This is a genomic window from Isoptericola hypogeus, assembly GCF_039531145.1.
Classification (GTDB): domain Bacteria; phylum Actinomycetota; class Actinomycetes; order Actinomycetales; family Cellulomonadaceae; genus Isoptericola; species Isoptericola hypogeus.
This window is the reverse complement of record NZ_BAAAPM010000008.1, coordinates 154,713-169,194: the sequence shown is the minus strand read 5'-3', so window position 1 is coordinate 169,194 and position 14,482 is coordinate 154,713. Positions and strand designations below refer to the sequence as shown.

At 72.5% G+C, this 14,482-nt stretch carries 11 protein-coding genes; 4 read left to right on the top strand and 7 right to left on the bottom strand.

Annotated elements, in window-relative coordinates:
• Window positions 1-17 precede the first annotated feature (17 nt).
• Window positions 18-314, top strand: a complete 297-nt coding sequence (locus ABD254_RS16475; protein ID WP_344249689.1) for a YciI family protein — start codon at window positions 18-20, stop codon at window positions 312-314.
• Between the two features lie 111 nt (window positions 315-425).
• Here ABD254_RS16475 and ABD254_RS16470 read toward each other — a convergent pair whose 3' ends face one another.
• From ABD254_RS16470 to coaE, 4 genes are all read right to left on the bottom strand, one after another.
• On the bottom strand, window positions 426-1,436 hold the full coding sequence (locus ABD254_RS16470) for a TerC family protein (RefSeq protein WP_344249688.1): 1,011 nt from the start codon (window positions 1,434-1,436) through the stop codon (window positions 426-428).
• Window positions 1,437-1,468: 32 nt separating this feature from the next.
• On the bottom strand, window positions 1,469-2,479 hold the full coding sequence (locus tag ABD254_RS16465; protein ID WP_344249687.1) for a TerC family protein: 1,011 nt from the start codon (window positions 2,477-2,479) through the stop codon (window positions 1,469-1,471).
• A gap of 221 nt (window positions 2,480-2,700) precedes the next feature.
• Window positions 2,701-4,815 carry an excinuclease ABC subunit UvrB gene (uvrB, locus tag ABD254_RS16460; RefSeq protein WP_344249686.1) on the bottom strand — a complete coding sequence of 705 codons (2,115 nt, stop codon included), beginning with the start codon at window positions 4,813-4,815 and terminating at the stop codon, window positions 2,701-2,703.
• Window positions 4,816-4,928: 113 nt separating this feature from the next.
• Window positions 4,929-5,564, bottom strand: coding sequence for a dephospho-CoA kinase (coaE, locus tag ABD254_RS16455; RefSeq protein WP_344249684.1), 636 nt, complete (start codon window positions 5,562-5,564; stop codon window positions 4,929-4,931).
• A 105-nt stretch (window positions 5,565-5,669) separates the two neighbouring features.
• On the opposite strand from coaE, the gene ABD254_RS16450 reads away from it, so the two are divergent.
• Window positions 5,670-7,553 (top strand): ABC transporter ATP-binding protein, encoded by a 1,884-nt coding sequence (locus ABD254_RS16450; RefSeq protein WP_344249682.1) that lies wholly within the window; start codon window positions 5,670-5,672, stop codon window positions 7,551-7,553.
• Window positions 7,554-7,657: 104 nt separating this feature from the next.
• On the opposite strand, the gene rpsA is transcribed toward ABD254_RS16450, so the two are convergent.
• Window positions 7,658-9,160, bottom strand: coding sequence for a 30S ribosomal protein S1 (gene rpsA / locus ABD254_RS16445; RefSeq protein WP_344249680.1), 1,503 nt, complete (start codon window positions 9,158-9,160; stop codon window positions 7,658-7,660).
• 237 nt (window positions 9,161-9,397) lie between these two features.
• On the opposite strand from rpsA, the gene ABD254_RS16440 reads away from it, so the two are divergent.
• Complete coding sequence (locus tag ABD254_RS16440) at window positions 9,398-10,213, top strand: class I SAM-dependent methyltransferase (RefSeq protein ID WP_425553839.1); 816 nt, start codon at window positions 9,398-9,400, stop codon at window positions 10,211-10,213.
• A 15-nt stretch (window positions 10,214-10,228) separates the two neighbouring features.
• On the opposite strand, the gene polA is transcribed toward ABD254_RS16440, so the two are convergent.
• The gene (gene polA / locus ABD254_RS16435) at window positions 10,229-12,973 is read right to left on the bottom strand and encodes a DNA polymerase I (protein ID WP_344249676.1); all 2,745 of its coding nucleotides are present in this window, start codon (window positions 12,971-12,973) and stop codon (window positions 10,229-10,231) included.
• Window positions 12,974-13,136: 163 nt separating this feature from the next.
• Between polA and ABD254_RS16430 the strand changes: the two genes are divergently transcribed.
• Window positions 13,137-13,493: a hotdog fold thioesterase gene (locus ABD254_RS16430; protein ID WP_344250078.1), complete on the top strand. Its 357-nt coding sequence runs from the start codon at window positions 13,137-13,139 to the stop codon at window positions 13,491-13,493.
• Between the two features lie 45 nt (window positions 13,494-13,538).
• Here ABD254_RS16430 and ABD254_RS16425 read toward each other — a convergent pair whose 3' ends face one another.
• Window positions 13,539-14,291, bottom strand: coding sequence for a GNAT family N-acetyltransferase (locus tag ABD254_RS16425; RefSeq protein WP_344249675.1), 753 nt, complete (start codon window positions 14,289-14,291; stop codon window positions 13,539-13,541).
• Between the last annotated feature and the right edge of the window lie 191 nt (window positions 14,292-14,482).

The window sequence follows — 14,482 nt, the reverse complement described above, 5'->3', positions numbered from 1 at the left end:
CTGGTTGGATGCCGCCCATGGCAGTCTTCGCGATCACCTACGTCTACGTCTCCGACCCCGAGCGGCTGGCCGCTGTGCGACCGGAGCACCGGGAGTTCCTGCGCGACCTGCACGGCCAGGGCGCGCTGCACGTGTCGGGACCGCTCCCGCCCGCTCCCGGCGGCGAGCCGGGCGGCGCGCTGCTGGTCGTCGAGGCCGACGACACGACCGCCGCGCTCCGGCTGCTGGACGACGACCCGATGCGGCGCGACCGCCTCGTGGCCGAGCGCTCCGCCCGGGAGTGGGTGCCGGTGATCGGCGGCTTCGCGCGCTGACCTCGGCCCGCTGACCTCGGCCCGCTGACCGCCTCGTCCCTGCGGGTCCCCCACGCAGCGCACCCCCGGCCGTGGTCGGCCGGGGGCGCGTCGCTCGCGGGGACGGGACGCTCAGGCGGTCCGCGACGGCTCGTCCTGCGCCGCCTCGAGGGCGGCGGTGTGCCGCGTCTTGAGCAGGCTCGCGACGGTCGCGATCGCGATCGACCCGAGGATGACCGCCAGGGACAGCCAGATCGGGATCTGGGGCGCCCACTCCACGTGCTCGCCGCCGTTGATGAACGGCAGCGTGTTCGTGTGCAGGGCCTCGAGGATGAGCTTCACGCCGATGAACCCGAGGATGACGGCCAGCGCGATCGGCAGGTACACGAGCCGTTCCAGCAGGCCGCCGAGCAGGAAGTAGAGCTGGCGCAGGCCCATGAGCGCGAACAGGTTCGCCGTGAAGACGATGAACGGGTCCTTCGTCAGCCCGAAGATCGCGGGGATCGAGTCCAGTGCGAACAGCAGGTCGGTCGACCCGATCGCGACGAAGACCACGACCATCGGGGTGAACAGCTTCTTGCCGTCGACCACCGTGCGCACCTTGGCACCGTCGTAGTCCTTGCTCAGCGGAAGCACGCGCCGCAGGAGGCGGATCGCGACGTTCTCCTTGAACTCGTCCTCGTCCTCACCGGCCACCAGCTTGATCGCGGTGTAGATGAGGAACGCGCCGAAGAGGTAGAACACCCAGACGAACTGCTCGAGGATCGCGGCACCCGCGAGGATGAACGCGGCGCGCAGGACCAGCGCGATGATGATGCCGACCATCAGCACCTTCTGCTGGTGCTCCCGGGGCACCGCGAACCTCGACATGATGATGACGAAGACGAACAGGTTGTCGATGCTCAGGGAGTACTCGGTGAGCCACCCCGCGTAGAACTCCCCTGCCGGCTGGACGCCGCCCACCGCGAGCACGATCAGCCCGAACACGATCGCGAGGCCCACGTAGAAGGCGACCCAGATGCCGCTCTCCTTCATGCTCGGCACGTGCGGTCGCCGCCCGACGATCAGGAGGTCGGCGGCGAGCAGCGCGATCAGGACGATCAGCGCCACCACCTCGAACACGTAGGGGAGCTCGTGGATCATGCATCTGCCTCTCGGGACTCAGCCTTGCTGGACTACTCGGTCTTGCTGGACTCGCCGACGGCGATCTTCGCACGGCGGTCGTGGCGGTCGCGCGCCAGCGACGCGACCGTGGTGATGGCGAGCACCACGATGATGAAGGTCAGGGAGACCGCGGTGGAGATCTCCGGGATCGCCTCGACGTGCTGGCCGCCGTTGATGAACGGCAGCTCGTTCGTGTGCAGCGCGTGGATCACCAGCTTGATGCCGATGAACCCGAGGATGGCCGCCAGCCCGTAGTTCAGGAAGACCAGCCGGTCCAGCAGCCCGTCGACGAGGAAGTAGAGCTGGCGCAGGCCCAGGAGCGAGAACGCGTTGGCCGCGAACACCAGGTAGGTCTCCTGGGTCAGCCCGAAGATCGCGGGGATCGAGTCCACGGCGAACAGAAGGTCGGCGCTGCCGATGGCGACCATCACGATGAGCATCGGCGTGATGTAGCGCCTGCCGTCGATCTTCGTGGTCATCTTGCTGCCGACGTAGGTGTCGGTCGTGGGGAACAGGCGACGCGTCAGGCGCAGGACGCCGTTCTCGTTCCACTCCTCGTCGTGGCCGGTGCCCGAGCGGGCCTGCGCGATCGCGGTCCAGATCAGGAAGGCGCCGAAGAGGTAGAAGACCCAGGCGAAGTTCGCGATGATCGCGGCCCCCGCGACGATGAACACCGTCCGCAGCACGAGCGCGATGGTGATCCCGATCAGCAGCACGCGCTGCTGGTGCTCCCGGGGCACCCGGAAGCTCGTCATGATGAGGACGAAGACGAAGAGATTGTCGACGCTGAGCGACTTCTCGGTGATGTAGCCGGCGAAGTACTCACCGCCGTACGTCCCGCCCCAGACGATCCACACGATCACGCCGAAGACGACGGCGACGGCCACGTAGGCCGCCGACCAGAGGGCCGACTCCTTGAGGGTCGGCGTGTGCGGGGTGCGGACGTGGCCGACGTAGTCGACGGCGAGCATCGCCAGGATGATGGCGACGGTGACGATCCAGACCCAGGGGGCGACATCCATGCAGAAACCTCCGGTACGTAGCGTGTGCACCGAAGGTCTTCTCCACCCGCGCGCTGCGCGCGGGCCAGTGGGGCCGGACCGGCATCCGTGCCTGTCGGGTTGACGACCTCACCGCTTGCGGAGTACTCCCCCTCAACGAGCCGCAAGCATACGGCACGCCCCCGCCGACGACGACCGCCGCGTCCGCGTCGTGGACGGACGCCGGAGACGGCGCACCCCGGTCACGAGGTGGCGGCCTGCATCTGGCGCAGCTCCTTCTTCAGCCCGCTGATCTCGTCGCGCAGCCGCGCCGCCACCTCGAACTGGAGCTCGGCCGCGGCGGCGTGCATCTGGTCGCTGAGCTCCTGGATCAGCTCCGCCAGCTCCCCCGCGGCGACGCCCGCGAGACGGTTGCCCGTGACGGCGCCCTCCTTGGGCCCGCCGGGCACCGGCGCCCTGCCCCTCCCCTGGGACGACGCGGGCGCCTTGCGGTAGCCGCCCGCCAACAGCTCCTGGGTGTCGACGTCCTCGCGGGCGAGCATGTCGGTGACGTCCGCGATCTTCTTGCGCAGCGGCTGCGGGTCGATCCCGCGCTCGGCGTTGTACGCGACCTGCTTCTCGCGGCGCCGGTTGGTCTCGTCGATGGCGAGCTCCATCGCGGGCGTCACCTTGTCCGCGTACATGTGCACCTGCCCGGTGACGTTGCGCGCGGCACGACCGATGGTCTGGATGAGCGACCGCCCCGAGCGCAGGAAGCCCTCCTTGTCGGCGTCGAGGATCGCCACGAGCGACACCTCGGGCAGGTCGAGGCCCTCGCGCAGCAGGTTGATGCCGACCAGGACGTCGTACTCCCCCAGGCGCAGCTCGCGCAGCAGCTCGACCCGGCGCAGCGTGTCGACCTCCGAGTGCAGGTAGCGGACCCGGACGTCCTTCTCGAGGAAGTAGTCGGTGAGGTCCTCGGCCATCTTCTTGGTGAGCGTCGTGACGAGCACGCGCTCGTCCCGCTCCACCCGCTCGCGGATCTCGTGCAGCAGGTCGTCGATCTGGCCCGTGGTGGGCTTGACGAGCACCTGGGGGTCCACCAGGCCCGTGGGGCGGATGACCTGCTCGACCACGCCGTCGGACATCGACAGCTCGTAGTCCCCCGGCGTCGCGGAGAGGTAGACGGTCTGGCCGATGCGCTCGACGAACTCCTCCCAGCGCAGCGGGCGGTTGTCCATCGCGCTCGGCAGGCGGAAGCCGTGCTCCACCAGCGCGCGCTTGCGCGACATGTCGCCCTCGAACATCGCCCCGATCTGCGGCACGGTCTGGTGAGACTCGTCGATGACGAGCAGGAAGTCCTCGGGGAAGTAGTCGAGGAGCGTGTTCGGCGGCGACCCCTGCTCGCGGCCGTCGATGTGCCGCGAGTAGTTCTCGATGCCGCTGCACGTGCCGATCTGGCGCATCATCTCGATGTCGTAGGTGGTGCGCATGCGCAGCCGCTGCGCCTCGAGGAGCTTGTTCTGCCGCTCCAGCTCGGCCAGCCGGTCGGCGAGCTCCGCCTCGATCCCGGTGATCGCGCGCTCCATGCGCTCCGGACCGGCGACGTAGTGGGTGGCCGGGAACAGGTAGACGCTCTGCTCGGACCGGATCACCTCCCCCGTGAGGGGGTGCAGGGTCTGGATCGACTCGATCTCGTCGCCGAACATCTCGATGCGGACGGCGAGCTCCTCGTACACCGGGATGATCTCCACCGTGTCGCCCCGCACCCGGAAGGTGCCGCGCGTGAACGCCGTGTCGTTGCGCGAGTACTGCATCTGCACGAAGCGGCGCAGCATGTCGTCGCGGTCGACCACGTCGCCCACGTCGAGGCGCACCATCCGGTCCACGTACTCCTGCGGGGTGCCCAGGCCGTAGATGCACGACACGGAGGCGACCACGACGACGTCGCGCCGCGTCAGCAGGGACGACGTGGCGGAGTGGCGCAGCCGTTCGACCTCGTCGTTGATCGACGAGTCCTTCTCGATGTAGGTGTCCGTCTGCGCGATGTACGCCTCGGGCTGGTAATAGTCGTAGTACGAGACGAAGTACTCGACCGCGTTGTTCGGCAGCAGCTCGCGGAACTCGGTGGCCAGCTGCGCGGCCAGCGTCTTGTTCGGCGCCATGACGAGCGTGGGGCGCTGCAGCTTCTCCACGAGCCACGCGGTCGTCGCGCTCTTCCCGGTGCCCGTCGCACCGAGCAGGACGACATCCTTCTCCCCCGCCTGGACGCGCGCGGTCAGGTCCGCGATGGCGCTCGGCTGGTCGCCCGAGGGCTGGAAGTCGGAGACCACCTCGAAGGGCGCCACCGCACGCTGCAGATCGGTCACGGGTCGCATGTCACCACCGTACGGCGCGCCCCCGACAGGCACCCCGGCAGCTCGTCCGCTGCACGAGCCCCGCTGGTCGGCGCCGCGCCGCCCACCCAGGGAGACGGGCGCCCGCCGGCACGTCAGGCCCGCGTGGTCGCGGCGTCGGACTCCTCGTCGAGCTCGCGGACGAGCCGCGCCCAGAGCTCGTCGACCTGGGCGCGGAGGCCCTCCTCCGTGCCCGTGCCGTCCAGCGTCACGTCCGCCACCGCCGCCCGCTCCTCGTCCGAGGCCTGGGCGGCGACCCGCGCGAGCGCGGCCTGCTCCTCCAGCCCGCGCCCCTCGACGAGCCGGGCCACCCGCTGCGGGGCCGGGGCGTGCACCACGACGAGCAGGTGGAAGTGCTCCGCCTGCCCGGTCTCGACCAGCAGCGGGATGTCGTGCACGACGACGGCACGGTCGTCCGACGCCCCGGCGAGCGCCTCCCGTTCCGCAGCGATCCGGCGGATCTCGGGGTGCAGGATGCCCTCCAGGCGCGCCCGGGCGCCGTCGTCGTCGAACACCAGCCTGCCGAGGGCCGGGCGGTCGAGCGAGCCGTCGCCGGCGAGCACGCCGTCGCCGAAGGCGGCGACGACCTCCTCCAGCCCGACCGTGCCGGGTGCGACCACCTCCCGCGCGAGCGCGTCGTGGTCGATGACGTCGGCGCCGAGCTCGGCGAGGCGGCGCGCGACGACGGACTTGCCGGCGGCGATGCCGCCCGTGAGGCCGATGCGGAGCATGGGGACCATCCTGCCCCCGGCGTAGGCTTCCCGCCATGAGCACGGCCCGGTGGCCGGGCCCGGGGCGGGCCGTGGTGCGTGCCCGTGTGCGGACCAGGAGGTGGCATGGCCGGCGGACCCGCGATGCGCTCGTTCCTCAACGACTCCTCGGTCACCGACCATCGGCTGGCGCGCTCCACGCTGCGCCGGATCCTCGGCTTCGCCCGCCCCTACCGCGGCCTGCTCACGGCCTTCGTGGGTCTGCTCGTGCTCAGCGCCGCGGCCGGCGCCGTCACGCCGCTGCTCTTCCGGCGACTCATCGACGACGGGATCGCGAACGGCGACCGCGGCCTGGTCCTCGCCCTGGCCGGGGCCGCGGCGGGGCTCGCGCTCCTCGGCGCCGGGCTGGCGGTCGGTGAGCGATGGCTCTCCGCGCGGGTCGGCGAGGGACTCATCCTCGACCTGCGCACGGCCGTCTTCGACCACGTCCAGCGGATGCCGCTGGCCTTCTTCGCCCGCGCCCGCACGGGTGCCCTGGTCCAGCGGCTGGGCGGTGACGTGCTCGGCGCCCAGCAGGCGTTCACGTCGACCCTGCAGACCGTCGTGTCCAACGGTCTGACCATCACGTTCACCCTGGCGGCCATGCTCGCCATGTCGTGGCGCCTCACGGCGGTCGCGCTGCTGCTCCTGCCGGCCTTCGTGCTGCCCGCGCGCTGGTTCGGACGGCGACTGGCCACGCTGGCCCGCACCGGCTACGAGCTCAACGCCGACGCCAGCCAGCTGATGAACGAGCGCTTCAACGTCGCCGGCGCGCACCTGGTGAAGATCTTCGGGGATCCCGAGCTCGAGTCCGCCCGGTACGCCGACCAGGTGCGGCGCCTGCGCGACCTCGGCGTGCGCACCGCCCTCCTCGGCACGTGGTTCCGGGTCGGGCTCACCACCCTCGCCTCGGTCGCAATCGCGCTGGTCTACGGTCTCGGCGGGCTGCAGGCGATCTCCGGCGAGCTCACCGTCGGGACCGTGGTCGCCCTCACCGCCTACCTCGGCCGCCTGTACGGGCCGCTGTCGTCGATGTCGAACGTCCAGGTCGACGTGATGACCGCCCTCGTCAGCTTCGAACGCGTGCTCGAGGTGCTCGACCTCGAGCCCACCGTCGCCGAGAAGCCCGGCGCCGCGGACCTGCGGGCCGCCGTGGCGGCCCGCGGCGCGTCGGTCGAGCTCGACCGGGTCACGTTCCGGTACCCGCGGGCGGACGAGGTCTCCCTCGCCTCGCTCGAGGCGGTCGCCGCGCTGCGCGCCGACCCGGCCACCGACACCCTGCACGACGTCTCGCTCGTCGTGCCCGCCGGGTCGATGGTCGCCCTCGTCGGCCCGTCGGGCGCGGGGAAGACGACCGTCTCGCAGCTCGTCGCGCGGATGTACGACCCGACCGCGGGCGCCGTGCGGATCGCCGGCGCCGACCTGCGCGACGTCACCGCCGCCTCGCTGCGCGGCACCGTCGGGGTCGTCTCCCAGGAGGCACACCTCTTCCACGACACGGTGGCCGCCAACCTGCGCCTCGCCCGCCCCGACGCCACCGACGACGACCTGGAGCAGGCGTTGCGCCAGGCCCGGGTCTGGGACCTCGTGTCCCGGCTCCCCGAGGGCGTCCAGACGGTCGTCGGCGACCGCGGCTACCGGCTCTCCGGGGGCGAGCGGCAGCGGCTCGCCATCGCCCGTCTGCTGCTCAAGGCTCCCGACGTGGTCGTCCTCGACGAGGCCACGGCGCACCTCGACTCGGAGTCCGAGGCGGCGGTCCAGGCGGCCCTCGACCAGGCCCTCGCCGGGCGGACGTCCCTGGTCATCGCCCACCGACTCTCGACGGTGCGCGCCGCCGACGCGATCGTCGTGCTCGACTCCGGCCGCGTCGTCGAGCAGGGCGTCCACGCCGAGCTGCTCGCCGCAGGCGGCCTGTACGCCGACCTGTACGCCACCCAGTTCGCGGACGCGGCCGTCCCGCCGGCACGCTGAGGCCCCGTCGCGGCCTCGTCCGGGCGCGACGACGGCCCGCCACCCCGGGAGGGGTGACGGGCCGTCGAGGGTCCGTCGGGCCGCGCGCGGCGACCCTGGCCGGATCAGTTGCCGGTGAGCTTCTCGCGCAGCGCGGCGAGCGCCTCGTCGGACGCCAGCGTGCCGGCGGCCTCCTGGGCCGGGGCCGACGAGTAGGACGACGACGAGGAGGACGACGGCGACGAGGACGAGGAGCTGCTGCTCCCGCTCGGGACGGCGTCGTTCACCGCGGCGTCGGCGTCGGCCGCGATGGCCGCACGCACCTGCTCACGGTGCGACTCCCAGCGGGCGTGCGCCTTGGCGTACTCCGCCTCCCAGGCCTCCCGCTGCGTCTCGAAGCCCTCGAGCCACTCGTTGGTCTCCGGGTCGAAGCCCTCGGGGTACTTGTACTCGCCGTTCTCGTCGTACTCGGCAGCCATGCCGTAGAGCGCGGGGTCGAAGTCCTCGGACTCCGGGTCCACGCCCTCGTTCGCCTGCTTGAGCGACAGCGAGATGCGGCGACGCTCGAGGTCGATGTCGATGACCTTGACGAACACCTCGGCGCCGACGCTGACGACCTGCTCGGGCAGCTCGACGTGGCGCACGGCCAGCTCCGAGATGTGCACGAGGCCCTCGATGCCGTCCTCGACGCGCACGAACGCACCGAACGGGACGAGCTTGGTGACCTTGCCGGGCACGACCTGACCGATGGCGTGCGTGCGGGCGAAGGCCTGCCACGGGTCCTCCTGCGTCGCCTTCAGCGACAGGGAGACACGCTCGCGGTCGAAGTCGACGTCGAGCACCTCGACGGTGACCTCCTGGCCCACCTCGACGACCTCGGACGGGTGGTCGATGTGCTTCCAGGACAGCTCCGAGACGTGCACCAGACCGTCGACGCCGCCGAGGTCCACGAACGCACCGAAGTTGACGATCGAGGACACGACACCCGGGCGCACCTGGCCCTTCTGCAGCGTCTGCAGGAAGGTGGAGCGGACCTCGGACTGCGTCTGCTCGAGCCAGGCACGGCGCGACAGGACCACGTTGTTGCGGTTCTTGTCGAGCTCGATGATCTTGGCCTCGATCTCCTTGCCGACGTACGGCGCGAGGTCGCGGACGCGACGCATCTCCACGAGGGAGGCGGGGAGGAAGCCGCGCAGACCGATGTCGAGGATGAGGCCGCCCTTGACGACCTCGATGACGGTGCCGGTGACGACGCCGTCCTCCTCCTTGATCTTCTCGATCGTGCCCCAGGCGCGCTCGTACTGGGCGCGCTTCTTGGACAGGATCAGACGACCCTCCTTGTCCTCCTTCTGGAGGACGAGCGCCTCGACGGCGTCGCCGACGGCGACGACCTCGCCGGGGTCGACGTCGTGCTTGATCGACAGCTCGCGGGAGGGGATCACGCCCTCGGTCTTGTAGCCGATGTCGAGGAGGACCTCGTCGCGGTCGACCTTGACGATCGTGCCTTCGACGATGTCACCATCGTTGAAGTACTTGATGGTGGCGTCGACGGCGGCAAGGAAGTCCTCCTCGGTGCCGATGTCGTTGACGGCAACCTGCGGGGCGGACTTCGTGGTGGAGATGGTCATTGAGTGGATGCTCCGATGCGGACAGGACGTAGTGCGGACAGGGTCGCGATGCGGGGTGCGGCAGCGGCCTGAGGGCTCGCCGGGCGCACTGCACCGCGAGCCATCTTATCGATGCACCGTCGGGGGGTCAACGCGCCCCCGAGGAAGGCTCCGCGCCTGATCTCGGGCGACGCCCGCCGGCGACCTCGCCAGGGGGCGCCCGGCCCGTCGGCGGCGGCCCGGCCGTCGTGCCACGATGTGCCGGTGAACGACCCCCACCCGATCAACCACGCCGGATACCGCGACGTGCCGGACGCCGAGGGCGGCGACGCGGCACGCGGGTGGTGGGACTCCCACGCCGCCGAGTACCTGGACGAGCACCGGTCCTTCCTGGGCGATGCCGGGTTCCGCTGGGGTCCCGAGGGCCTGCAGGAGCACGACGCCCACCTCCTCGGCGACGTCGCCGGTGCCCGGGTGCTCGAGGTCGGGGCCGGCGCGGCGCACTGCTCGCGGTGGCTGGCCGCGCGGGGCGCGCACGTCGTCGCGACGGACGTGTCGGCGGGGATGCTCGCCCACGCCGCGCGGCTCGACCGGGAGACGGGGGTGCGCGTCCCGGCGGCCCAGGCGGACGCGCGGGCGCTGCCCTTCGCCGACGACTCCTTCGACGTCGTCTTCACCTCGTTCGGGGCGATCCCCTTCGTCCCCGACGCGGCACGGGTGCACGCCGAGGCGGCCCGGGTGCTCCGGCCGGGCGGCCGATGGGTGTTCTCCGTGACGCACCCGGTGCGCTGGGCGTTCCCCGACGACCCCACGTCGCGCGGCCTCACGGCGCAGTTCTCCTACTTCGACCGGAGGCCGTACGTCGAGACCGACGGCGAGGGCCGGGTCGCCTACGCCGAGTACCACCGCACCCTCGGCGACCACGTGCGCGACGTGGTCGCCGCCGGGCTGCGGGTGCGCGACGTCGTCGAGCCCGAGTGGCCGGAGTGGAACGACCAGGTGTGGGGCGGCTGGGGGCCCGAGCGCGGCGCCTACCTGCCGGGCACGGCCGTGTTCGTCACCACCAGGGACTGACGCCCCGCCGGTGCGTCAGTGACCCGCGTCGTGCCACGTGGCGCCGGCGCCCACGGAGACGTCGAGCGGGACGTCCAGCTCGACCGCGGACCCCATCTCGCTGCGCAGCACGTCCTCGGCGGCGTCCCGCTCGCCCGGCGCGACCTCGACGACGAGCTCGTCGTGCACCTGGAGCAGCAGCCGCGACGCGAGACCCCGGCTGTCGAGCTCGCGCTGCACCCCCAGCATCGCGACCTTGATGATGTCCGCGGCGCTGCCCTGGATCGGCGCGTTGAGCGCCATGCGCTCCGCCATCTGCCGGCGCTGCCGGTTGTCGCTCACCAGGTCGGGCAGGTAGCGGCGGCGGCCGAGGATCGTCGCCGTGTACCCGGTCGCGCGCGCCTCCTCGACCACGCCCGTCAGGTAGTCGCGCACGCCGCCGAAGCGGGTGAAGTAGTCGTCCATGAGCGACTGCGCCTCGCTCGTGGGGATGGTCAGCTGCTGCGACAGCCCGAACGCGCTGAGGCCGTAGGCCAGCCCGTAGGACATCGCCTTGATCTTCGAGCGCATCTCGGGCGTGACGTCCGCGGGCGCCACGTCGAAGACGCGCGAGCCCACGTAGCGGTGCAGGTCCTCGCCGGACCGGAACGCCGCGATGAGTCCCTCGTCGCCCGACAGGTGCGCCATGATGCGCATCTCGATCTGGCTGTAGTCGGCGGTCAGCAGGGTCTCGTACCCCTCGCCCACGCGGAACGCGCGGCGGATCCGGCGGCCCTCCTCGGTGCGGATGGGGATGTTCTGCAGGTTCGGGTCGGTGGAGCTCAGGCGACCCGTTGCCGCGATCGTCTGCTGGAACGTCGTGTGGATCCGCCCGTCCGGCGACACGGACTTGAGCAGCCCCTCGACGGTCGAGCGCAGGCGGCTGGCGTCCCGGTGCGCCAGCAGGTGCTCGAGGAACGGGTGGCCCGTCTTGACGTACAGGTCCTGCAGCGACGCGGCGTCCGTGGTGTACCCGGTCTTGATCTTCTTGGTCTTGGGCATCGCGAGCTGGTCGAACAGCACCTCCTGCAGCTGCTTCGGGCTGCCCAGGTTCACCTGCCGGCCGATGACGTCGTAGGCCTCCGCCGCCGCGTCCGCGACGGCCGACGCGAACTGCTGCTCGAGCTCCGTGAGGTAGTCGACGTCGGCGGCGATCCCGGTGGCCTCCATGCGTGCGAGCACCGCCGCGAGCGGCAGCTCGAGGTCCGTGAGCAGCCCCGCGGCCCCCCGGTCGCCGAGCTGCCCGGTGAGGGCCTCGGCGAGGTCGGCCACGGCGCCCGCCCGCACCGCCGCCTGGCGGGCCCTGGGGTCCTCGGCCGGGTCGTCGTCGCCGAGCGCCAGGTCGAGGGCGCCCTGCGCGCCCGCCGGCTCCCCGACCGTCAGCTCGCGCCCGAGCTGGCGGACGACGAGGTCTGCCAGGTCGTAGCCGCGCTGGTCCGGGTAGCAGAGATAGGCCGCCAGCTCGGTGTCGAACACCACCCCGGCCAGCTCCAGGTCGCGGCCCGCCAGCATGTGCCAGGCCGTCTTCGCCCCGTGCACCGCCTTGGGCGCGTCCGCGTCCGCGAGCCAGGCGGCGAGCGCCCGCTCGTCGTCGGGCGTGACGTCGGCGAGGTCGACCACCACGGCGCCGCCCGAGCCGCCCGGTGCGGCAGCGGCGCCCTCCGCCAGGGCCACCTCCCACGCGTCGGACGCTCCCGGCGTCGCGGTTCCGGTGACGTCGAGGCCGAGCCGCGCCCCGGCGCGCGCAGACAGCCACGCGCCGAGCGCGCCCGGCGCGAGGTCGGCGAGCGCCACCTCGACGCCTCCCGTCGCGGCCGGGGCCGCCGCCTCCGCCGCAGGGTCGGCGGCGAGCAGCCGGTCGCGCAGCGTGCCGAACTGCAGCGTGTCGGAGACGCGGTGGACGGCCTCCCGGTCGAACCCGGCGAGCTCCAGGTCGCCGAGCGCGAGCGGCAGCTCGACGTCGCCCAGGAGGGCGTTGAGCTGCCGGTTGAGCCGCACCTGGTCGACCGACTCGCGGAGGTTCTGCGCCGCCTTGCCCTTGAGCTCGTCGACGTGCTCGAGCAGGGCCTCGAGCCCGCCGTACGTGGTCACCCACTTCGCGGCGGTCTTGGGACCGACCCCCGCCACCCCGGGCAGGTTGTCGCTCGACTCGCCGACCAGGGCGGCCAGGTCGGGATAGCGCTCGGGCGGCACCCCGTACTTCTCGACGACGGCGGCGGGCGTCATGCGCGCCAGCTCGGACACCCCGCGCTTGGGGTAGAGGAGCGTCACGTCGTCCGTGACGAGCTGCAGGGCGTCGCGGTCGCCCGAGCACACGAGCACCTCCATCCCGGCCTCGGCGGCCTGACCGGCGAGCGTCGCGAGGATGTCGTCGGCCTCGATGCCGTCACGCTGCAGGAACGGGACGCGCAGGGCCTCGAGGACCTCCTTGATCAATGGCACCTGGCCGCGGAAGACCTCCGGCGTCGCGTCCCGGTTCCCCTTGTACTCGGGATACTGCTCGGTGCGGAACGTGACGCGCCCCGCGTCGAAGGCCACGGCCACGTGGGTGGGCTGCTCGTCGCGGAGCAGGTTGGTCAGCATCGAGGTGAAGCCGTAGACGGCGTTGGTCACCTGGCCGCTGGACGTCACGAGCGTGTCCGGGAGCGCGAAGAACGCGCGGTACGCCATCGAATGTCCGTCGATCAGCAGCAGCCGGGGGCGGGGGGTCTGTCCGGGGCCGGGTCGCGCAGAGGTCGTCACGGGTGCCAACCTAGCGTGCGTGACCGACACGCCTGCGACCGCCCCGACCCGCACGACCGGCACCGCCCGGACCGCACCTGCCAGCCGGGAGGACGCCGACGACGGCGCACGCCCGGCGTTCCCCACCACGACCGACGAGTGGCGGTCCGCCGCCCGCGGCACCCTGATCGAGCGGCTCGGCATCGAGCTCACGCACGTCGACCCGGAGCGCACCACGGGGAGCATGCCGGTGGCGGGGAACACGCAGCCGGCGGGACTCCTGCACGGCGGGGCGTCGGTGACGCTGGCCGAGACGCTCGGGTCGGTCGCCGCGCAGCAGCACGCCGGGCCGACGCGCGCGGCCGTCGGGCTCGAGGTCAACGCCACGCACCATCGGGGGGTGCGGTCCGGCTCCGTGCACGGCGAGGCGCGGGCCCTCCACCGCGGCCGCTCGACCGCGGCCTACGAGATCGTCGTCACCGACGACGCCGGCCGGCGGGTCTGCACCGCTCGGCTCACGTGCATGATCCTCGGCGACTGACGAACGCGGGCGGGCGGGCGGCCGCGCCCCCCACGGCGGCGGCTGTCAGGACCCGACGGACTCGCTCCGGGTGGCGCCGTCGAGCGACGCCCCGCCGGCGAGCGTTCCCTCGCCGCCCTGGCGGTCACCGCCGTGCTCGGACCCGGCCGAGAGCATCGCCTCGCGCTGCTCCTGGAAGTCGCGCAGGTCGACCGGGCCGGTCGGCAGGCCGGCGTCCCGAGCCCTTCGGCGCCGCGCGACGAGGTCCTCGATCGCCGCGCGCGTGGCCTCCCGGCGGCTCATGCGCGTGCCGCGGGACGACTGCGGCCCCTCCTGGGCGAGCCGGCGCTGCAGACCCGTCGTCGCGACGACCCGGTGGCCGGCGGCCGGGGCGAAGCCGAGTCGCGCGAGGAAGCGCTGCATGCCGCGCGCGCCGGGGGCGGGGGCGCAGTAGACCTGCTCCGCGCCGCGCTCGGCGGCGATGGCGGCGGCGGCGGCCAGCAGCGCGTGCCCGACCCCCCGGCGCCGGGTGCGGGGCGTCACGTAGACGGCGTCCACGTACGCGCTCGCCGTCCGGGCGAAGAGCTGCGGCTCGATCACGCGCACCACGAGGAAGCCGCAGGCCTCGCCCTCGTGCACGGCCACCAGCACGCAGCCCCCGGAGCCCATCAGCACGCTGAGGTGCTCGATCAGGCGCGCGGGTTCGGCCTGGGCGGCCTGGACGGCCGTCGGCGACTCCTCGACGGCCTCCGCGGCGAGTCTCGCGACGGCGGCCAGGTCGTCCCGGTCTGCCGGTCGGACCTCGACGGCTGCACGCATCGGCTCCTCCTCGACGACGACCGCTCGGGCTGGGGACGGACCTCGTTCGCCGTCCGGCCGGATCGCGCCGCCGGACGTGGCGCCCTCGGCACGCGGTCGTCGAGCATGAATATCACGAAATGGTCACGGCCCCCAGGTGACGATAGCCCTCCCGCCGGAGCCGCACAACGGTCCGGCGGGCCGGTCCCCGA